This window comes from Plantibacter lichenum (genome assembly GCF_050587525.1).
Taxonomy (GTDB): domain Bacteria; phylum Actinomycetota; class Actinomycetes; order Actinomycetales; family Microbacteriaceae; genus Plantibacter.
Genome location: NZ_JBOBFT010000008.1, coordinates 216235 through 235417 on the forward strand (window position 1 = coordinate 216235; position 19183 = coordinate 235417).

The window sequence follows — 19183 nt, forward strand, 5'->3', positions numbered from 1 at the left end:
TAGTCCACAGGCTGCACTCGTCGCGGAGGTTGCCGATGCCTGACCACTCATCGTTTGAAGGAATCTCACGACCATGCAACAGGAACAGTCCAACGGGTCGAGCCCGTACACGCTGACCGAACACCCCCGCACCCTGGCCGAGAAGGTCTGGGACGACCACCTCGTGGTCAAGGGTGAAGACGGTTCGCCGGACCTCATCTACATCGACCTGCACCTCCTGCACGAGGTCACGAGTCCTCAGGCGTTCGACGGTCTGCGCCTGGCCGATCGGGGTCTCCGCCGTCTCGATCTGACGATCGCCACGGAGGACCACAACACGCCGACGCTCGCCATCGACAAGCCGATCGCCGACCTCACGAGTCGCACGCAGATCGATACGCTCCGCAAGAACGCGGAGGAGTTCGGTGTCCGCATCCACTCGCTGGGCGACATCGAGCAGGGCATCGTGCACGTGGTCGGTCCGCAGTTGGGGCTGACGATGCCGGGCATCACGGTCGTCTGCGGCGACTCGCACACCTCCACGCACGGCGCGTTCGGCGCCATGGCGTTCGGCATCGGCACGAGCGAGGTGGAGCACGTCATGGCCACCCAGACGCTGCCGCTGAAGCCGTTCAAGACGATGGCGATCACGGTCGAAGGAACGCTGCGCCCCGGTGTCACGGCGAAGGACATCATCCTCGCGGTCATCGCCAAGATCGGCACGGGCGGCGGGCAGGGCTACGTGCTCGAGTACCGCGGCTCCGCCATCCGCGCCCTCTCCATGGAGGGTCGAATGACAATCTGCAACATGTCGATCGAGGCCGGCGCACGCGCTGGCATGGTCGCGCCGGACCAGACCACCTATGACTACCTCGAAGGCCGTCCACATGCTCCGCAGGGCGCCGATTGGGACGCCGCGGTCGAGTACTGGAACACCCTGCCGACCGATGAGGGCGCCGTCTTCGACGCCGAGATCTTCCTCGACGCGAACGAACTCGAGCCCTTCGTCACGTGGGGCACGAACCCCGGTCAGGGCGTCTCGCTCAACGACTCCGTGCCGGACCCGGCCTCGATGGCCGACCCCAACGACCGCGCGGCCGCCGAGCGTGCGCTGGAGTACATGGACATCCAGGCGGGCACGCCGATGAAGGACATCCACGTCGACGCCGTCTTCATGGGATCATGCACCAACAGCCGCATCGAGGACCTCCGGGCGTTCGCCTCGGTCGTCGAGGGCAAGCAGAAGGCCGACGGCGTCCGCGTCATGGTCGTCCCAGGCTCTGCTCGCGTCCGGCTCGAGGCCGAGGCAGAGGGCCTCGACAAGATCATCACGGCGTTCGGCGCGGAATGGCGCTTCGCCGGCTGCTCCATGTGCCTCGGCATGAACCCGGACCAGTTGGCCCCGGGGGAGCGTTGTGCGTCCACGTCCAACCGCAACTTCGAGGGGCGGCAGGGCAAGGGCGGACGGACGCACCTCGTCTCGCCGCTCGTCGCCGCTGCAACGGCCATCCGCGGAACGCTCTCCAGCCCCGCCGACCTGGCGGACGATGCCGGCCGGGGCATCACCCACGACGCCAAGGAAGGGGTGAGCGCCTGATGGACAAGTTCACCACCGTGACCGGCATCGCAGCTCCGCTGCGCCGCTCCAACGTCGACACCGACCAGATCATCCCGGCCGTCTACCTCAAGCGCGTCACCAAGACGGGCTTCGAGGACGCCCTGTTCGCCGCGTGGCGCCAGGACCCCGAGTTCATCCTGAACCAGGAGCCGTACCAGGGCGTCAGCGTGCTCGTCGCCGGCCACGACTTCGGCACCGGTTCCAGCCGCGAGCACGCGGTCTGGGCGCTCCGCGACTATGGATTCAAGGTCGTCATCAGCTCCCGCTTCGGCGACATCTTCCGCGGCAACTCGGGCAAGCAGGGACTCCTCGCCGCCCAAGTGACCGAGGCAGATCTTGAGCTGCTCTGGCAGGCGTTGGAAGCACAGCCGGGTGTGGAAACCGTCGTCGACCTCGTCGCGCGGACCGTCACCATCGGCGATCTCACGGTTTCATTCGACGTCGACGACTACACTCGTTGGCGGCTCATCGAGGGCCTCGACGACATCGGCCTGACGCTCCGCAGCGAGGAGCAGATCTCCGAATTCGAGGCGAGGCGGCCGAGCTGGCTGCCCCGCACGATCCCCGTCAAGTAACAGGACTGTAGGTACTGATTTGAATTCTCTCGTCCAGGCGTCACACGCCGCCGGCTCACAAGTCGGCCTCGACGTCGACCGCATCACGATCAACGGCGGCATCCCGCTGTCCGGTCGGATCGAGGTCAAGGGTGCCAAGAACCTGGTGACCAAGGCCATGGTCGCCTCCCTCCTCGGCGAGAGCGCGAGCGTGCTCCGGAACGTCCCGAACATCAGCGATGTCCGGGTCGTCCGCTCACTCCTCGAGATCCACGGCGTCGATGTCTCCGAGGGCGACAACCCCAACGAGCTGCGCCTCGACCCGAGCAACGTCGAGTCGGCGCACATGGAGGAGATCGACGCGCACGCGGGCTTCTCGCGCATCCCGATCCTGTTCTGCGGGCCGCTCCTGCACCGCCTGGGTGCAGCGTTCATCCCCGACCTCGGCGGCTGCCGCATCGGCGACCGGCCCATCGACTTCCACCTCGACGCACTCCGCAAGTTCGGTGCCGTCGTCGAGAAGCTGCCGCAGGGCATCCGTCTCTCCGCTCCCAACGGCCTCCACGGCACGACCGTGCACCTCCCGTACCCGAGCGTCGGCGCCACCGAGCAGGTCCTGCTCACGGCCGTCCGCGCCAAGGGCACCACGGAGCTGAAGAACGCCGCCATCGAGCCCGAGATCATGGACCTGATCGCCGTGCTGCAGAAGATGGGCGCGATCATCTCCTACGAGCCCAACCGGGTCATCGTCATCGAGGGCGTCGACCGCCTCGACGGCTACGATCACACGGCCATCTGCGACCGCAACGAGGCCGCCAGCTGGGCCTCCGCGGCACTCGCGACCGACGGCGACGTCTTCGTCGGCGGCGCGAAGCAGCAGGACATGATGACGTTCCTGAACATCTTCCGGAAGGCCGGTGGCGGCTTCGACATCGCCGATGACGGCATCCGCTTCTACCGCAAGGGCGAACTGAAGCCCGTCGTCATCGAGACCGACGTGCACCCCGGCTTCATGACGGACTGGCAGCAGCCGCTCATCGTCGCGCTCACGCAGGCGAAGGGCGAGTCGATCGTCCACGAGACCGTGTACGAGAACCGGTTCGGCTTCACCGACGCGCTCAACTCCATGGGCGCGAACATCGTCGTGCACCCGAACGGTCTCCAGGGCACGCCTCGCCGTGTCCCGCGTCGGAACCTCGAGCAGGCGGCGGTCATCAACGGCCCGACCCCGCTCCACGGCGCCGACATCGAGGTCCCGGACCTCCGCGGCGGGTTCAGCCATCTCATCGCCGCACTGACGGCCGAGGGGAAGTCAACGGTCAGCAATGTCGGCATCATCAGCCGCGGCTACGAGAACTTCATCACCAAGCTGCAACAGCTGGGCGCCGACTTCGTCCTCGAAGCCGAGTAGCGGTGGTCGAGAGCGCACCGGACGGAGCATCGCACGAGCTCTCCGGACGCGGCTCGGCCCCTCGGCCGACGTCGAGTCCGGAGAAGACACGTCCGTCGATCTACTGGGTCCTCGCGTCCATCGCCCTGCCGCCGTTCAGCGCGATCGTCAAGCTGCGGATCCGTCACGGTGAACGTCTGCCGATGTCGGGACCGTTCATCCTCGCGCCCAATCACGACAGCGAGTTCGACCCGCTCGTGATGGGTGTGGCCGTCTGGAAGCTCGGACGCCAGCCGCGGTTCATGGCCAAGGCGAGCCTCTTCAAGATCCCCGTGGTCGGGTGGCTCCTCAAGCGGGCCGGGCAGATCCCGGTCGAGCGTCAGGGCTCCACGCGCGGTCATGACCCCGTGTCGGCCGCGGCGCAGCTCGTCGAGCACGGCCAGGGCGTCGTGGTGTACCCGGAGGGGTCGCTGACCCGCGATCCCGATCTGTGGCCCATGCGCGGCAAGACCGGCGCCGTGCGCATCGCGTTGACCCACAAGCTGCCGATCATCCCGGCCGCGCACTGGGGCACGCAGCAGGTCATGCCCCGCTACGGCAAGCTCAGCCTCTTCCCGAGGAAGCGTGTGGAGGTCGCGATCGGTGAAGCCGTCGACCTCTCGGCCTTCGAGGGTCGGCCGCTAGACTCGAAAACGCTGAACGAGGCCACGGAAGTGGTCATGCAGGCCATCACGGTCCTGTGCGAGGAACTCCGCGGAGAACCGGCTCCTCGGGAACGTTGGGATCCGACGAAGCACGACCAGAAGGAGACGGGCCGCTTTGAGTCGTAGGACGAACGCACCGATCAGCGCACCCAAGGTCGCCGTCCTCGGCGCGGGCAGCTGGGGCACGACGTTCGGGAAGATCCTCGCCGATGGCGGAGCCGACGTCACGATGTGGGCGCGCCGCCCCGAGGTCGCCAGGGAGATCGCCGAAGCCAAGCGCAACAGCGACTACCTGCCCGGCATCAACCTCCCGCTCCGGATGACCGCGACGGCGAGTCTCGTCGACGCGCTCCGCGACGCGTCGGTGGTCTTCGTGTCCGTACCCAGCCAGTCGTTGCGCGACAACCTCATCGCGGTCCGTCCGCACCTCGGACCGGACACGATCGTCGTCTCTCTCATGAAGGGCGTCGAGCGTCGGAGCGGGTCACGCATGAGCGAGGTCATTCGCGAGACGCTCGACATCGACCCCGCGCGCATCGCCGTCGCCTCCGGTCCGAACCTGGCCCTGGAGATCGCCCGTGAACAGCCGACCGCGGCCGTCATCTCCTCGGAGAGCCTCGAGACCGCTCAGGCCGTCGCGCTCCTCGCCAGGAACCGGTACTTCCGCAGCTTCGTGAACACCGACGTGATCGGGACCGAGTTCGGCGGCGTCCTGAAGAACCTCATCGCGGTCGCCATCGGCATCGTCGACGGCGTCGGGTACGGCGAGAACACGAAAGCGTCGATCATCACACGGGGGCTCGTCGAGATGACCGACTTCGCCGTCGCGCACGGGGCCAAGGCGGAGACGCTCTCCGGGCTCGCGGGTCTCGGCGACCTCATCGCGACCTGCCAGTCGCCGCTCTCTCGGAACAACACGGCCGGGCGCCTGCTCGGCCAGGGCTACAAATTCGACGACGTCGTCAAGCAGATGCAGCAGACCGCGGAAGGGCTCGCCTCGGTTGCCCCCGTGCTCGACCTGGCGCAAGCCAAGGGTGTCTCCATGCCGATCGTCGAACAGGTGAAACAGGTCCTCGACGGCACGCTCGATCCCAAGGACATCGCGCCGCACCTGACGACCGACGACGACGAACCCCAGGGGGAGAGGACGAACGATGACGGACAAGACCGTAGTGGTGGTGCTGTTTGGGGGACGATCAAGCGAGCATTCCATCAGTTGCGCGACGGCGGGCGGAGTTCTCGCGGCGATTGACCGCGAACGCTACGAGGTCATCCCGGTCGGGATCACCCACGCCGGCGAGTACGTGCTCGAGGTCGACGACCCCGAGCGTTTCCGCCTCGATCCCTCGAAGCTGCCCGAAGTCGAGCCGAATCGTCCGCGGGTCCGCTGGCCGGAACGTGCGGGCAGTCGACTGCTGAGCGTCGTCGATGCGGCCGGCGACGAGCACCCGCTCGGACCCGTCGACATCGTGTTCCCGATCCTCCACGGGCGGTTCGGTGAAGACGGCACCGTGCAGGGCATGCTCGACCTCGTCGACCTCCCGTTCGTCGGATCCGGCGTCCTCGCGTCCTCGCTCGGCATGGACAAGCACTTCACGAAGACCGTCCTGCAGGCCGCCGGCATCGCCGTCGCTCCGTGGGTGCGCTTCACCGCCTACGAGTGGGCGAGCGACCCCGCATCCGTGCTCGCGTCGATCGAGGGACTCGGCCTGCCGGCGTTCGTGAAGCCGGCGCGCGCCGGTTCGAGCGTCGGTGTGAGCAAGATCTCGAGCGTCGAGGAGTTCGCCGCAGCCGCGGAACTGGCTTTGGCGGAGGACTCGACCGTCCTCGTCGAGACGGGGCTCGTGGGCCGCGAGGTCGAACTCGCCGTGCTCGAATCGCTCCAGGGCGAGCCGACCCGAACCTCCGTGGCCGGTGAGGTCATCGTCAGCGGTCGTGAGTTCTACGATTTCGACGCGAAGTACCTCGACGCACCCGGCATCGACCTCGTGTGCCCAGCGGACCTCACGCCGACGCAACTGGCGGAGATGCAGGACCTGTCGCGCCGCGCGTTCGAAGCGCTCGGCTGCTCGAGTCTTGCGCGCGTCGACTTCTTCCTCACGGCCGACGGGTTCGTCGTCAACGAGGTGAACACGATGCCGGGCTTCACCCCGATCTCGATGTTCCCGAGCTGCTGGATCGCCTCCGGCCTCAGCTACCCAGAGCTCATCACCGAGCTCATCGAGGTCGCGCGCGCCCGGAGCTGATCGGCACCCCGGTCGCTGAGCTCGTCGAAGTGCGCCCGGTCACTGAGCCTGTCGAAGTGCGCCCTTCGACAAGCTCAGGGACCGGTGCCGCTCAGCCCTCGGTGGGGATGGGCGCCGGCTCTGGCACATCGCCCGCACCCGTGCACTTGCCCGTGATGGGCAGGACGGAGACGGCCGGTCCGAGGTCGGCGAGCACGGTGCTGCTGGCGACCTTCTTGGAGTCGAGGACGATCTCCACGGCCGGCGTGCGGCCGTAGGTCGTGAAGCGGTACTGCGGCTTCTCGCTGTCATCGATGATCCAGTCGACGCCGTTCACGGTCTGGCACTGCTGGGTGGTGGGGCCCGGGATCGTGACACCGCAGTGGAGCAGGATCGCGGACGGTTCGCCCCACGCGCCCGTCGCCTGCGCATCGGTCTGTCGTTCGGGCAGTTCCGCCACGACGTCGGGCAGCCGTACGCTCACTTCGGCGCACTTGGGGTTGTTGGCGTCCGCGGCCGGCTGGAGGGCCACGATGGGAGCGCAACCGGTGAGGAGCAGGCTCACGGCGACTGCGGACGTGGCGACAGCGGCGGCGAGGAGGCGATTCGTTGACATCACCTTTCAGGCTACCGTTGATCGTATGACGGAGGCTGTGAACGAGACCGCGCTGACGGTGGGCGAATTGGCGGAAGCGGAGCTCTTGGGACGCATCTTCCCGAGGCTCCCGCACGCGTCGGGTGAACTGCTCGGCCCGGGAGACGACGCCGCAGTCGTCTCCGTGCCGGACGGCCGCCTCGTCGTCACGACGGACACGATGATCCACGGACCGGATTTCCGGCTCGCCTGGTCGACTGCCCACGACCTCGGCTGGAAGGCTGCGGCGAGCAACCTCGCCGACGTCGCCGCGATGGGAGCCCGGCCGACTGCTCTGGTCGTGGCGCTCGCGATGCCGAAGTGGCTGCCGGTCTCGGTCCTCGAGGGATTCGCCGACGGTCTTCGTGACGCGTGCGAGGCGCTCACGGACGGGTGCGGCGTCGTCGGCGGGGACCTCGCAGTGTCCGACACCTTCATGATCGCGGTGACGGCGTTCGGCGATCTCGACGGCCGAGCCCCCGTGCTGCGGTCCGGCGCGCGTCCTGGCGACGTCCTGGCGGTCGCTGGAGCCCTCGGCGCGGCTGCTGGCGGCCTGCGCCTGCTCTTCGCGGAAGCCGTCGACGAGACGGGCGCGCCGTCGTCGGAACGTGCCACCGTGCTCCGGGAGACGCGGGAGGGCGTCGTGCTCGCGCAGCTCGCGCCCTCGCCGCCCATCCGCGCCGGAGTCGATGCGTCCCTCGGCGGTGCGACGGCGATGCTCGATCTGTCGGACGGCCTCGCCCTCGACGCGGGCAGGCTCGCGTCCGCGAGCGGCGTCGGGCTGGAACTCGAAGCAGCGGCGCTCGGCGACGATCCCGCCATCGCCCTCTCCGGCGGCGAGGACCACTCCCTGCTCGCGACGTTCCCGGCAGGCGTGCCACTCCCGGAGGCGTTCCGTCGCATCGGCGCAGTCGTCGAGGGCTCTGGCATCCGGGTCGACGGAGTTCCGTACACGGGCGCTGGGGGATGGGACCCCTACCGCGACTGGAACGACCAGTCGGGCTAGCGCTGAGCCGGGCCGCGCCGGTCGCGCGGTTCCCCTCGCCTCAGGCGGGCTGCACCCACCACACGAGCGTCTCGCCGTAGGTGCTCTTGCGGAGCAGCTCCAATTCGGGCGGGATCACGGGTTCCGGTGAGCGCGAACTGCGCTCGACGAGCAGCAGGCCGTCCGGTGCGATGAGGGGGCCGAGCGCCGCGAGGTTGGCCGTGAGTTCCGCCTCGGGCAGGTCGTAGGGCGGATCCACGAACACGAGGTCGTACGGCACGGTCGCGTTCGCGAGGAATGCGCCGACGGCCTGTGCGTGTACCGTGACGCGAGGCGCCGCGCTCTTCGGGGCTGCGGCCGACACGATCTTCGCGTTCCCGCGGCACACCTTGGCGGCTTCGGGGGAGCGGTCGACGAGCGTCACGGCGACGGCGCCGCGGCTGGCCGCCTCCAGCCCGAGCGAACCGGAGCCCGCGTAGAGGTCGAGCACTTCTGCTCCGTACATCGCATCGCGCGCTTCGAGTGCTGAGAAGAGCGCTTCGCGCACGCGATCGCTCGTGGGTCGCGTGCCAGAGCCCGGCACACGGATCGTGAGCGAGCCGGCGTACCCCGAGATGATCCTGATTCCGGCCATCCGTCCATCTTCGCAGTCCGCGGATCGCTTCGCCACACGGCGGGCTGTGCACAGGGGCGATGCCGTGTCGGTGGGCGCGAATAGACTCGGGGCATGACCGAGACCTCACTGAGCGCCAAGCTCGGCGGCGTCCTCGGCGGCCGGACGGCAACCGTCCTGCAGCGCGCCTTCGGCATCGAGACGGTGGGCGAGCTCCTCGAGCACTACCCGCGCAGGTACGCGAGGCGGGGTGAGCTCACGGCGCTCGGCACGCTGCCGCTCGGGGAGAACGTCACGATCGTGGCAGACGTCCTCGAGGTGCGCGAACGCTCCATGAAGGCCAGGCGCGGCTCGATCCTCGAGGTCATCATCTCGGACGGGCAGGGGCGGTTGTCCCTCACCTTCTTCAACCAGGCGTGGCGGGCGAAGGACCTCAAACCAGGTCTCCGCGGCATCTTCGCGGGCAAGGTCGGCGACTACCGGGGCAGCTACCAGCTCGCCCACCCCGACTACGAGCTCTTCCCGGACGCGGCGGACGCACCGGCACTCGCGACGGCGGAGGCAAAGCGCTGGGCTGAAGCGCCCATCCCCATCTACCCGGCGAGCAACACGATCGCGAGCTGGCAGATCCAGAAATCGGTCGCGCTCGTCCTGGGCGCGCTCCCCAAGCTCGAGGATCCCGTCCCGTACGAGGTCAGGGCTGCTCGCGGTGAGATGTCCTTCGACGACGCGATCCGCGCCGTCCACGAACCGCAGCAGGACCGCGACTGGCAGCAGGCGAGGCGCGCCCTCCGCTATCAGGAGGCGTTCCTCATGCAGACGGCGCTGCTCCAGCAGCGGGCGAGCTCCCGTGCTCTCCTCGCGGACCCGCGGCTGCCCTCGGAGGGCGGCTATCTCTCGCGAATCGACGCTGCACTCCCGTTCACCCTCACGGGCGACCAGCAGACGGTGGGCGCGGAGATCGCGCACGACATCGGATCTCCAGAACCCATGAACCGTCTCGTCCAGGGCGAGGTCGGTTCGGGGAAGACGCTCGTCGCGCTCAGGGCGATGGCCACGGTCGCGGACAGCGGCGGCCAGTCCGCGCTGCTCGCACCCACCGAGGTCTTGGCCGCGCAACACCTGCGGTCGATCGTGAAAGCCCTGGGGCCGGACCTCTCCGCGGAACTCATGCCGACGCTGCTCACAGGGCAGGTGGGCGCCGCGGAGCGCAAGAAGGCGCTCCTGCGCATCGTCTCCGGCCAGGCGAGGATCGTCGTCGGAACGCACGCCCTCCTCGGCGACGCCGTGAACTTCTACGATCTCGGTCTCGTCGTCGTGGACGAGCAGCACCGCTTCGGCGTCGAGCAACGGGACGTCTTGCGCCGCAAGGGCCGGACGCCCCCGCACGTGCTCGTCCTGACGGCCACCCCCATCCCGCGCACGGTCGCGATGACGGTGTTCGGCGACCTCGACGTCAGCACCATCCGCGAACTCCCGAAGGGGCGGCAGGGCATCGAGTCCTTCGTCGTGCCGCTCACGGACCACCCCGGCTGGATCGGCCGGGTCTGGGAGCGCATGTCCGAGGAGCTCGCGCTCGGTAGGCAGGCGTTCGTCGTGTGCCCGTCGATCGACGCGAAGGAGGTCGAGCAGGGGGAGGACCTCGAGGAGGACGCCGATCCCGCGCGGCCCATCGCCTCGGTCGCGGCCACCCTTCAGGGGCTCCGCAACCTGCCCGCGTTCCGAGACGTCCGGATCGAAGCGCTGCACGGTCGGATGACGTCCGAGGAGAAGGAGCACACGATGCTCGCGTTCGCGTCGGGGGACATCGACGTGCTCGTGGCGACGACCGTCATCGAAGTCGGCGTGGACGTGCCCAACGCCTCCACCATGGTCGTCCTCGACGCCGACCGTTTCGGCGTCTCGCAGCTCCACCAGCTGCGCGGCCGCGTCGGTCGAGGCGGCGTCCCCGGGCTCTGCCTCCTCGTCACGGCGGCAGAGCCGGAGACGATCGCCCGGGAACGCGTCGAGGCCGTCGCCGACACGCTCGACGGCTTCGACCTCGCGCAGGTCGACCTCGAACTGCGTCGGGAGGGCAACGTCCTCGGCACCGCGCAGTCGGGCGGGCGATCCTCCCTCAAGATCCTCCGTGTCGCGTTCGACGGCGACCTCATCGCCGACGCCCGCACCGACGCCGCCGGAATCCTCCAGATCGACCCCGACCTCACGGACCACCCCGTCATCGCCGACGCGCTGCAGCGCCGACTCGACGAGGCCGAACGCGCGGCGCTGAGCAAGAACTGACGGGCGGATCCTCAGCCGGCGGCCGCAGTGCTCCGGCTAGGCTGGAACGCATGAAGAGGATCGCCGTCGTCCCCGGCTCGTTCGACCCCGTCACGCTCGGCCATCTGGATGTGATCGAACGCGCGGCGCGCATCTTCGACGAACTCCACGTGCTCGTCGTGCACAATCCGGGCAAAACGGCGCTCCTGCCCATGCCGCAGCGGGTGAGCCTGCTCGAGCGTTCGATCGCCGAGGCCGGGTTCCCGCACGACAACATCGTCGTGGCCCAGTGGAACGTCGGCCTCCTCGTCGATTACTGCACCGATGTCGGCGCGAGCGTCCTCGTGAAGGGCATCCGCTCCCAGGTGGACGTCGCCTACGAGACGCCCATGGCGATCATGAACCGCAGTCTCGCAGGCGTGGAGACGGTCTTCCTGCTGCCCGACCCCGCACACGCGCACGTGTCCAGTTCGCTCGTTCGACAGGTCGCAGGGCTCGGCGGCGACGTGAGTCCGTACGTCCCGCCCGTCGTCGCGACCTTCCTGCAGACCGGTTGAGCGCCTTCCCAGCGCGTGACGCGTAGAATCGTCGATCGTGAGTAGGAAGAGAACGTCAACGTCCCCGTACAGCGTCAATGTGCGCGACCTGGTGAACCGCCCGGGTGAGATGCGTGAGCACGACTACGAAATCGTCCTGACCGAGCGGATGGGTGAGGGCCTGGTGGCCGTCACCGAGGGATCGACCATCTCGGAGCACGTCCGTTTCGAGTCGGTCCACGAGGGCATCCTCGTCACCGGCGAGGTCGATGCAACGGCCGTCGGAGAGTGCGGTCGATGCCTCCGCGAGATCGCTCTGCCTGTCGAAGTCGAGTTTCAGGAGCTTTTCGCGTATCCTGGTCAGGAAGCGTCTGACTTCGAGGTTCACGATGACCACGTGGATCTTGAATCTCTGGTCAGAGATGCGGTTGTACTCGCATTGCCGTTTCAGCCGGTGTGCCAGCCGGATTGCCCCGGACTCGACCCAGAGACCGGGGAGCGACTGGCCGAAATTCCGGAAGAAAATCCTCGAGCAGAAACAGACCCTCGTTGGGCTGCGCTCTCGAGCTTTTCCACAGACCCCAGCGCTGGCGACTCCAGTGCTGCAGACATAGAAGAGAGATAAGCCATGGCTGGAAACCCTCCGAAGCGGAAGGTCTCGCGCTCGAACACCCGCTCGCGTCGCTCGCAGTGGAAGGCCGCCGTCCCCACGCTCGTGAAGACCGTTGAGAACGGCCGTGTCACCTACAGCCTGCCGCACCGCGCCAAGGTCGTCGAGGACTCTCAGGGCACCGCCCTGTACCTGGAGTACAAGGGCCGCAAGGTCGCCGACGTTTGATCTCATGACCTGTCTTTCAGGTCGTGCGGCGTCACGACCAGAGGATTGCGCATGACATCGTCAAGCTCTGACCACACCGGGGTCGGTTCCACATCGGAACCCGACCCCGGTGTTGTCGCGTTCGCGGAGCAACTCGGTGTGGACGTGTCGATCGAGCTCTTGGAGCTCGCGCTCACGCACCGCTCGTTCGCGTACGAGCACGGCGGATTGCCGCACAACGAGCGTCTGGAGTTCCTCGGGGACTCCATCCTCGGACAGGCGGTGACGGTCATGCTGTACCGCGATTTCCCCGATCTCGATGAGGGCCAGCTCGCCAAGCGGCGCGCCAGTCTCGTGTCGACGATCGCGCTCGCGGAGATCGCGCGCGGCATCGGTCTCGGGGAGATGGTCAAGCTCGGCAAGGGCGAAGACCTCACTGGGGGTCGTGACAAGGCGTCGATCCTCGCGGACACGATGGAAGCGGTCATCGGCGCCACGTATCTCACGGCCGGACCGGAGGCCGCGACAGCACTCGTGCTGCGCCTCGTCGCGCCGCTCGTCGAGAACCCGGAGCGCTTCGGCGCCGCCATGGACCCCAAGACGAGCCTGCAGGAGGCCGCGGCCGCCATCGGTGCGCCTGCGCCCGTCTACGAGGTCGCGAGCACCGGGCCGGACCACAACCGTCGGTTCATCGCGACGGTCGTCGTCGGCACCCGCATCACCGCGACCGGTTCCGGCAGCAGCAAGAAGCACGCCGAGATGGCTGCTGCATTGTCCGCCTGGGCCGAGATCAGTGCCGGAACTCCCTGAGGTCGAGGTCGTGCGTGCCGGGCTCGAGCCTGCCGTCACGGCCGCGACCATCGCCGGGGTGGAGGTCTTCGACCACCGTTCCGTGCGCCGGCATACTTCCGGACTGAACGATTTCATCGGTCGTCTAGAGGGCCGGACGATCCGTTCCTCGGTTCGTCGCGGCAAGTTCCTCTGGTTTCCGCTCGATCAGGGCGGGGCGCTCATCGCGCACCTCGGCATGAGCGGGCAGATGCTCCTGCGCTCGCCTGGTTCGAACGAGGACCGGCTCCTCCGCATCCGACTGCAGCTCGATCATCCCGAGCACGGTGAACTCTGGCTGCATTTCGTCGATCAGCGGATCTTCGGGTCGATGGCCGTCGATCGTCTCGTGGAGACCGAGGACGGTTTCCACGGTGGGTTCGGCGATGACCGGCCGCTCCTCCCGAGCCAGGTCGCGCACATCGCCAGAGACGCCGTCGATCCCGCGTTCGACGACGATCGCTTCGTCGCCGCCATCCGCGCCAAGCGCACGGGGGTCAAGCGTGCGCTGCTCGATCAGACGCTCGTGAGCGGCATCGGCAACATCTACGCCGATGAGGCGCTCTGGATGGCGCGCGTCCACTACGACGAGCCGACGTCACAGCTGAGCGAGGAGCGGGCTCGCCTGCTGCTCGCCGAGGTGCGTGTTGTGCTCGCGAAGGCCCTCGCCGAGGGCGGGACGAGCTTCGACGCCCAGTACGTCAACGTCAATGGTCAGGCCGGCTACTTCGCCCACAGCCTCAATGCCTACGGTCGACAGGGCCAGCCGTGTTCCCGATGCGGCACGCCCATCGTGCGCGAGCAGTTCATGAACCGCTCCTCCCACTTCTGCCCAACCTGTCAGCCGCGCGTCGCGGGCTGAGCGCGCGAACGCGACGTGACTGTGGAACTCTCGGCGCTCACAGCTCGCGCTGCCAGTCGGCCGTGTAGCCGACGACGCGGAAGCGCAGCCGGTCGTTGATCGCGAGCATGTGGTCGTTCTCGTCCGCGTTCCAGGTGTAGATCGCGGTGCGCTCCGGCCCGAGCTCGCGGAGCCGCTGCAGGTTCGCCGCCTTCATCCAGAGGCCCAGGCCGTGCCCACGATGGCCCGAGAGGACGAGCGTGTCGTACTGCTCACCCGTCGTCTTGCCGTCGGCGAGCATGATCTCGCTGTAGCCGGCCACCTGGCCGGTGGACCGCTCCACCGCGGCGACGGACAGCGGGCGATCACCGCCGTCGATGAGGACGCGCTCACGGGACTGCACCCGCTCCGGGGTCCAGTGCTCGGCATCGACGAGCAATGAACCGGCGGGCACGTCGAGCGCCATGTGCTCATGGGCGGCGGCGATGCTCTCCAGCAGGTCCTCAGGGGTCTCGCCGAACCAGAAGCGGAGTTCATAGTCGGCTCCCGCACGGCGGCTGCCGTCCTCGACCAGTGCCGGAAGGTCATCGGTGATCTCGTCGACGAGGCATCGGTTGGTGCGCTCCGTCTGGGCGAGGACGTAGCCGTGCTCCAGGAAGAACCGCACGCCGGAGTCGTCGGCGGGGATGACTGGACCGCCGGTCGCCGCGCTCAGCAGCTCGGCAGCGATCGTCACCGACTCGACCGAGTGCTGCGTATAGCTGCGGACGACCGGGCGACCCTCCGCGATCGACAACTCCTCCGCGTGACGCAGCAGGAGCGTGCCGATGCCCTCCCCGCGGCGGTCCGCGACGACACCGATCGAACACCATGAGCTCTTCGCGCCCTCATCGAGCTCGATCCCGACGACACCGCGGCCCACCATGCGGTCGCCCTCGTGCGCGGTGAAGCCGAGCCGCCTCGTGAACTGCTCGTCGAGGTACTCGGGCAGCGCGGCCTGGACCGTGATCGCGAAGTCGTCGTTGCCCCACACCTCGCGCTCGAACGCGTTGGCAAGGTCCTGCTGCTCCGCGAACTGGGCTGCGTCCGGAGCGTCCGCCGTCCGCGGAACGAGCAGCGGTCTGATCTCGATCGTCACGATGACTCCCGTCTCGTCGCCGGCGTGAGCCGGGCCGTCCGTCCCGGGCAGCCTGCCAGACTACCCAGCCGAGTGCCGATGCGCCAGAGCGATTCGCGGTCCCTTTCGCCGCGGGATCAGGGTTCCACGCCGCGTGGGTGCCCACCGGGACGACGATCGTTCGCTACCGTAGGTTCAGCATCCCGCGACCGGAGAGGGAGGTGCACGTGTACCTGAAGAGCCTGACGCTCAAGGGTTTCAAGTCGTTCGCCAGCCCCACCACGTTCGCCTTCGAGCGGGGTGTCACGTGCGTCGTCGGTCCGAACGGTTCCGGCAAGTCGAACGTCGTCGACGGGCTCGCCTGGGTCATGGGGGAGCAGGGGGCGAAAACGCTTCGCGGCGGCAAGATGGAGGACGTCATCTTCGCCGGCACCTCGACGCGCGGTCCGCTCGGCCGCGCCGAGGTCACACTGACGATCGACAACTCCGACGGTGCCCTCCCCATCGACTACACCGAGGTGACGATCAGTCGCACCCTGTTCCGCAACGGGGGAAGCGAGTACGCGATCAATGGCGACACCTGTCGACTCCTCGACGTCCAGGAACTCCTGAGCGACTCCGGCCTCGGCCGTGAGATGCACGTCATCGTGGGACAGGGGCAGCTCGACGCCGTCCTCCACGCCACACCGGAGGATCGCCGCGGCTTCATCGAGGAGGCAGCGGGAATCCTCAAGCACCGTCGTCGCAAGGAGAAGACCCTCCGCAAGCTCGACGCGATGCAGGCGAACCTGACCCGCCTGAGCGACCTCGCGGGGGAGATCCGCCGCCAGCTCAAACCGCTCGGCCACCAGGCGGAGATCGCGCGTGAAGCGCAGACGATCGCCGCAGTGGTTCGCGATGCGCGTGCGCGGCTCCTCGCCGACGACGTCGTCTCGCTCCGTACGGCTCTCGACGACTACAACCGCACCGAGAGCGAACGCCACAGTGAACGCATCGTGCTCCAGGAGCAGCTGGAACAGTCGCAGCTCCGTATCAGTCGCATCGAGCAGGCGCAGATCGGCGACGCCGTCGATGAGGCCCGCCGTGTGAGCTTTGAATTGGAGAGCGTGCAGGAACGGCTCCGCAACCTCTTCACGCTCGCGAACCAACGGCTCGCGCTCCTCGGTTCGCAGACGGAGTCCGTCCAGACCGAATCGCGTGTGACGCAGCAGATGGTGGACGACGCGAACGCCGAAGTGGTCCTCCTCCGCGCCGCCGTCGAGGAGGCGCAAGCAGCGCTCGAAGCGGCCCAAGCCGCCACGCGCGCGAAACGGGCCGATCTCGACGCCGTCGACCTGGAGATCGCCGCTCAGAGCGCGCTCGTCTCCAAGCACGACCTGGAGGTCAGCAAACTCGGAGGCCAGGCCGATGCAGCGGCCTCCCGTCTCGCCGCGGTGCGAGGAGAGCTCCTCCGTCAACAGAACGCGATCGACGCGGCAACGCTCCGACGAGACGCCGCGCGCACCGAGTACGCGGCCCTCGACGACGACCCGTTGATCTCCGACCCGACCGACTCCGGCCTCGACGACGCCTACGAAGCCGCCCAGGCCCGCGTGTCCGAGGCCGAGGCGGAGATCGAACAGCTGCGCGAACAGCTCCACGTGCTCGAACGCGAGCGGGACTCGCTCAGCGCGAAGACGAGTGCGCTGTCGCGTGCCCTCGAGATCAAGACGGGTTCCGCCGATCTCGCGGCCAGTGGGCTCGACGGCGTCCGGGGCATCGTCGCCGACCACGTGCAGGTGCAGCCGGGTCACGAATCGGCTATCGCCGCCGCCCTCGGCACACTTGCAGAAGCGGCCGTCGTCGATGATCGCTCGGCCGCACGTCGTGCGCTCGAATACGCTGCCGAACACGATCTCGGGCGAGTAGAGATCGTCCTCGCCGATGCTGAGCATCGGACCGTCCCGCCTTCTGGCACGACCTCGGCCGCGAGCCTCGTCCAGGCGCCGGCCGGTGTCCTCGGCATCCTCTCGCAGGTCCTCGTGGTCTACGATCTCGACGACGCCGTCGCGACCCGCGACCGCTTGGCCGACAGCGCGGCCCCGTTCACGTTCGTCACGCGGACGGGTGAAGTCGTGACCGAGTTCCTGCTGCGCGGGGGGAGTGGGGGCAAGCAGAACCGCATCGAGCTCCTCGCCGAACGGGACGCCGCAGCCGAACGACACGGTGAGGTCGAATCGCTCATCGAACGTGCCCGGTTCGCTCTCGCCGAGCAGCGCGCCATCGTGCAGGAATCGAAGGAACGGTCACAGGCGGCGCTCGCCGCGTTGCGCGAATTCGACTCGCAGCTCGCAGCCCAGGCCGAGCGGGTCAACCGCATCAAGGTCCAGTTCGAAGCCGCCGAGGCCGAGTTCGGCCGGCTCGAAGCGACGAGGGCCACCGCCCAGGACGCCGTCACCGAGGCGGAGGCGGCCGCTGCGAAGGCGAAGGACGAACTGGAGATCGCCAGGGCCCGTCCCCGCCCGATCCTCGACGTCTCGTCGAGGGACGCCCTGTCCACCGATCTCGATACGGCCCGCGAGCTGGAGATCCAGTCACGACTGCAGCTGGAGACCGCGAAGGAACGGGTCCGCGCCGAGGAGGCCAGAGTGGTTGCGCTCGGACGCCGACGCCAGGCTGACCGGGCAGCGGCGGAAGAAGCCGCCCGCCGTGCCGTGATCCGCGCCAGACAGGTCGCGACGGCGACGTCCGTCGTCGAAGCCCTGCCTCCCGTGCTCGACTCCGTCGATCGTTCGGTGACGGAAGCGCGGATGTCGCTGAGCGCCGCGGAAGCGAAGCGCGCGAGCCAGAACGCCGAGCTCGTGCAACTCCGGAAGGACGAGTCGGCCCTTCGTCAGCGCCTGCAGGTCATCACCGAGAACGTGCACGGCCTCGAACTCCAGATCTACGAGAAGAAGCTGCACCTGTCCGGTCTCTTGGAGCGCGCGGGCGCCGAACTCGGCCTCGTCGAAGACGTGCTCGTCGCCGAGTACGGCCCGGACACCCTGGTGCCGCTCGACCCGCTGACGCCACGAGCCTCCGCCCGCGACGCATCGAGCGACGGTGCCGATGCCGATACCGATGCCGATACCGAAGACGGCAGCGCTCCCGCGGCGGACGAGCAGCCTTCGGAACCGATCGACGCGACGGACCAGGAGCCCGTGCCAGGCATCCCGTTCGTGCGTGCCGCGCAGGAGAAGCGGCTCGCCTCAGCGGAGCGCAAGTACGCCCAGCTCGGTCGAGTGAACCCGCTCGCCCTCGAGGAGTTCGCGGCACTCGAGCAGCGGCACCTCTTCCTCACCGAGCAACTGACCGACCTCACGAACACCCGCAAGGACCTGCTCTCGATCATCGAGGACATCGACGGCAAGATGGAGGTCATCTTCGCGAGCGCGTTCGAGGACACGAAGACGGCGTTCGGCGAGGTGTTCCCGATCCTCTTCCCCGGGGGCACGGGCAGCATCACCCTGACGGATCCGGAGAACATGCTCACGACGGGCATCGAGGTCTCCGTGAAGCCCGCCGGCAAGAAGATCGAACGCCTCTCGTTGCTCTCCGGAGGGGAGCGGTCGCTCGCGGCCGTCGCTCTGCTCATCGCGATCTTCAAGGCCCGGCCGAGCCCGTTCTACATCATGGACGAGGTGGAGGCGGCCCTCGACGACGCCAACCTCGGCCGCCTGCTGACGATCTTCGAGGACCTGCGGCAGACGAGTCAGCTCATCGTCATCACCCACCAGAAGCGCACGATGGAGATCGCCGACGCCCTCTACGGGGTCTCGATGCGTCAGGACGGCGTCTCGGCGGTCGTGGGCCAGCGCGTCTCGGAGGAGCGCGCGAGCTGAGCTCGGTCCTGCGTCGGAACGGCTACGCTGAGTGCATGGCAGAACGCACACCTTAGTCGTTCTCCTCGTGTGGTTCCGTCCCGTGCTTCGCGCGGAAGGTCTCCAGCTCCGGCTACGCTGAGTGCATGGCAGAACGCACACCTTAGTCGTTCTCCTCGTGTGGTTCCGTCCCGTGCTTCGCGCGGAAGGTCTCCAGCTCCGGCTACGCTGAGTGCATGGC

17 protein-coding genes are annotated in these 19183 nt (G+C 68.2%); 14 read left to right on the plus strand and 3 right to left on the minus strand.

Annotated elements, in window-relative coordinates:
• Positions 1-73: 73 nt before the first annotated feature.
• The 6 genes from leuC to ACQ3HB_RS13090 are packed head-to-tail and all read left to right on the plus strand — an operon-like array spanning position 74 to position 6491.
• The gene (gene leuC, locus ACQ3HB_RS13065) at positions 74-1576 is read left to right on the plus strand and encodes a 3-isopropylmalate dehydratase large subunit (RefSeq protein WP_430920492.1); all 1503 of its coding nucleotides are present in this window, start codon (positions 74-76) and stop codon (positions 1574-1576) included.
• Entirely contained in the window at positions 1576-2172 is a 597-nt protein-coding gene (gene leuD, locus ACQ3HB_RS13070; RefSeq protein WP_430920493.1) for a 3-isopropylmalate dehydratase small subunit, read from the plus strand. The genes leuC and leuD overlap by 1 nt, the downstream gene beginning before the upstream one ends.
• A gap of 19 nt (positions 2173-2191) precedes the next feature.
• On the plus strand, positions 2192-3562 hold the full coding sequence (murA, locus tag ACQ3HB_RS13075; RefSeq protein WP_430920494.1) for a UDP-N-acetylglucosamine 1-carboxyvinyltransferase: 1371 nt from the start codon (positions 2192-2194) through the stop codon (positions 3560-3562).
• Between the two features lie 2 nt (positions 3563-3564).
• A complete protein-coding gene (locus ACQ3HB_RS13080) occupies positions 3565-4371 on the plus strand; it encodes a lysophospholipid acyltransferase family protein (RefSeq protein WP_430920495.1) in 807 nt (268 codons plus the stop codon).
• The gene (locus tag ACQ3HB_RS13085; RefSeq protein ID WP_430920496.1) at positions 4361-5497 is read left to right on the plus strand and encodes an NAD(P)H-dependent glycerol-3-phosphate dehydrogenase; all 1137 of its coding nucleotides are present in this window, start codon (positions 4361-4363) and stop codon (positions 5495-5497) included. Before ACQ3HB_RS13080 ends, ACQ3HB_RS13085 begins: the two co-directional genes overlap by 11 nt.
• Positions 5400-6491 (plus strand): D-alanine--D-alanine ligase family protein, encoded by a 1092-nt coding sequence (locus tag ACQ3HB_RS13090; protein WP_430920497.1) that lies wholly within the window; start codon positions 5400-5402, stop codon positions 6489-6491. Before ACQ3HB_RS13085 ends, ACQ3HB_RS13090 begins: the two co-directional genes overlap by 98 nt.
• Before the next feature lie 91 nt (positions 6492-6582).
• Here ACQ3HB_RS13090 and ACQ3HB_RS13095 read toward each other — a convergent pair whose 3' ends face one another.
• Complete coding sequence (locus tag ACQ3HB_RS13095) at positions 6583-7086, minus strand: DUF3515 family protein (protein ID WP_430920498.1); 504 nt, start codon at positions 7084-7086, stop codon at positions 6583-6585.
• 25 nt (positions 7087-7111) lie between these two features.
• On the opposite strand from ACQ3HB_RS13095, the gene thiL reads away from it, so the two are divergent.
• Positions 7112-8110, plus strand: coding sequence for a thiamine-phosphate kinase (thiL, locus tag ACQ3HB_RS13100; RefSeq protein ID WP_430920499.1), 999 nt, complete (start codon positions 7112-7114; stop codon positions 8108-8110).
• A gap of 40 nt (positions 8111-8150) precedes the next feature.
• Here the strand turns inward: thiL and rsmD are convergent, their stop codons facing one another.
• Positions 8151-8723: a 16S rRNA (guanine(966)-N(2))-methyltransferase RsmD gene (gene rsmD, locus ACQ3HB_RS13105; protein WP_430920500.1), complete on the minus strand. Its 573-nt coding sequence runs from the start codon at positions 8721-8723 to the stop codon at positions 8151-8153.
• Positions 8724-8816: 93 nt separating this feature from the next.
• Between rsmD and ACQ3HB_RS13110 the strand changes: the two genes are divergently transcribed.
• The 6 genes from ACQ3HB_RS13110 (at position 8817) to mutM (ending at position 14007) form a co-directional block, all read left to right on the plus strand.
• Positions 8817-10985 (plus strand): ATP-dependent DNA helicase RecG, encoded by a 2169-nt coding sequence (locus tag ACQ3HB_RS13110; RefSeq protein WP_430920501.1) that lies wholly within the window; start codon positions 8817-8819, stop codon positions 10983-10985.
• A 50-nt stretch (positions 10986-11035) separates the two neighbouring features.
• On the plus strand, positions 11036-11521 hold the full coding sequence (coaD, locus tag ACQ3HB_RS13115; protein ID WP_430920502.1) for a pantetheine-phosphate adenylyltransferase: 486 nt from the start codon (positions 11036-11038) through the stop codon (positions 11519-11521).
• A gap of 109 nt (positions 11522-11630) precedes the next feature.
• Positions 11631-12125, plus strand: coding sequence for a YceD family protein (locus ACQ3HB_RS13120; protein WP_430920513.1), 495 nt, complete (start codon positions 11631-11633; stop codon positions 12123-12125).
• Positions 12126-12128: 3 nt separating this feature from the next.
• A complete protein-coding gene (rpmF, locus tag ACQ3HB_RS13125; RefSeq protein WP_056006932.1) occupies positions 12129-12338 on the plus strand; it encodes a 50S ribosomal protein L32 in 210 nt (69 codons plus the stop codon).
• Positions 12339-12389: 51 nt separating this feature from the next.
• Positions 12390-13127, plus strand: a complete 738-nt coding sequence (gene rnc, locus ACQ3HB_RS13130) for a ribonuclease III (protein ID WP_430920503.1) — start codon at positions 12390-12392, stop codon at positions 13125-13127.
• Positions 13111-14007 (plus strand): bifunctional DNA-formamidopyrimidine glycosylase/DNA-(apurinic or apyrimidinic site) lyase, encoded by an 897-nt coding sequence (gene mutM / locus ACQ3HB_RS13135; RefSeq protein WP_430920504.1) that lies wholly within the window; start codon positions 13111-13113, stop codon positions 14005-14007. Before rnc ends, mutM begins: the two co-directional genes overlap by 17 nt.
• 37 nt (positions 14008-14044) lie before the next feature.
• Here the strand turns inward: mutM and ACQ3HB_RS13140 are convergent, their stop codons facing one another.
• Positions 14045-15124, minus strand: coding sequence for a GNAT family N-acetyltransferase (locus ACQ3HB_RS13140; RefSeq protein WP_430920505.1), 1080 nt, complete (start codon positions 15122-15124; stop codon positions 14045-14047).
• 206 nt (positions 15125-15330) lie between these two features.
• Here ACQ3HB_RS13140 and smc point away from each other — a divergent pair, with 206 nt between their 5' ends.
• Positions 15331-18963: a chromosome segregation protein SMC gene (gene smc, locus ACQ3HB_RS13145; protein WP_430920506.1), complete on the plus strand. Its 3633-nt coding sequence runs from the start codon at positions 15331-15333 to the stop codon at positions 18961-18963.
• Positions 18964-19183 lie beyond the last annotated feature (220 nt).

Excerpts from the sequence above, each read along its gene's own strand:
- leuC (WP_430920492.1), top strand. The coding sequence starts at position 74 with ATGCAACAGGAACAGTCCAACGGGTCGAGCCCGTACACGCTGACCGAA.
- leuD (WP_430920493.1), top strand. The coding sequence starts at position 1,576 with ATGGACAAGTTCACCACCGTGACCGGCATCGCAGCTCCGCTGCGCCGC.
- ACQ3HB_RS13090 (WP_430920497.1), top strand. The coding sequence starts at position 5,400 with ATGACGGACAAGACCGTAGTGGTGGTGCTGTTTGGGGGACGATCAAGC.
- ACQ3HB_RS13095 (WP_430920498.1), bottom strand. The coding sequence starts at position 7,086 with ATGTCAACGAATCGCCTCCTCGCCGCCGCTGTCGCCACGTCCGCAGTC.
- thiL (WP_430920499.1), top strand. The coding sequence starts at position 7,112 with ATGACGGAGGCTGTGAACGAGACCGCGCTGACGGTGGGCGAATTGGCG.
- rsmD (WP_430920500.1), bottom strand. The coding sequence starts at position 8,723 with ATGGCCGGAATCAGGATCATCTCGGGGTACGCCGGCTCGCTCACGATC.
- ACQ3HB_RS13110 (WP_430920501.1), top strand. The coding sequence starts at position 8,817 with ATGACCGAGACCTCACTGAGCGCCAAGCTCGGCGGCGTCCTCGGCGGC.
- coaD (WP_430920502.1), top strand. The coding sequence starts at position 11,036 with ATGAAGAGGATCGCCGTCGTCCCCGGCTCGTTCGACCCCGTCACGCTC.
- ACQ3HB_RS13120 (WP_430920513.1), top strand. The coding sequence starts at position 11,631 with ATGCGTGAGCACGACTACGAAATCGTCCTGACCGAGCGGATGGGTGAG.
- rpmF (WP_056006932.1), top strand. The coding sequence starts at position 12,129 with ATGGCTGGAAACCCTCCGAAGCGGAAGGTCTCGCGCTCGAACACCCGC.
- rnc (WP_430920503.1), top strand. The coding sequence starts at position 12,390 with ATGACATCGTCAAGCTCTGACCACACCGGGGTCGGTTCCACATCGGAA.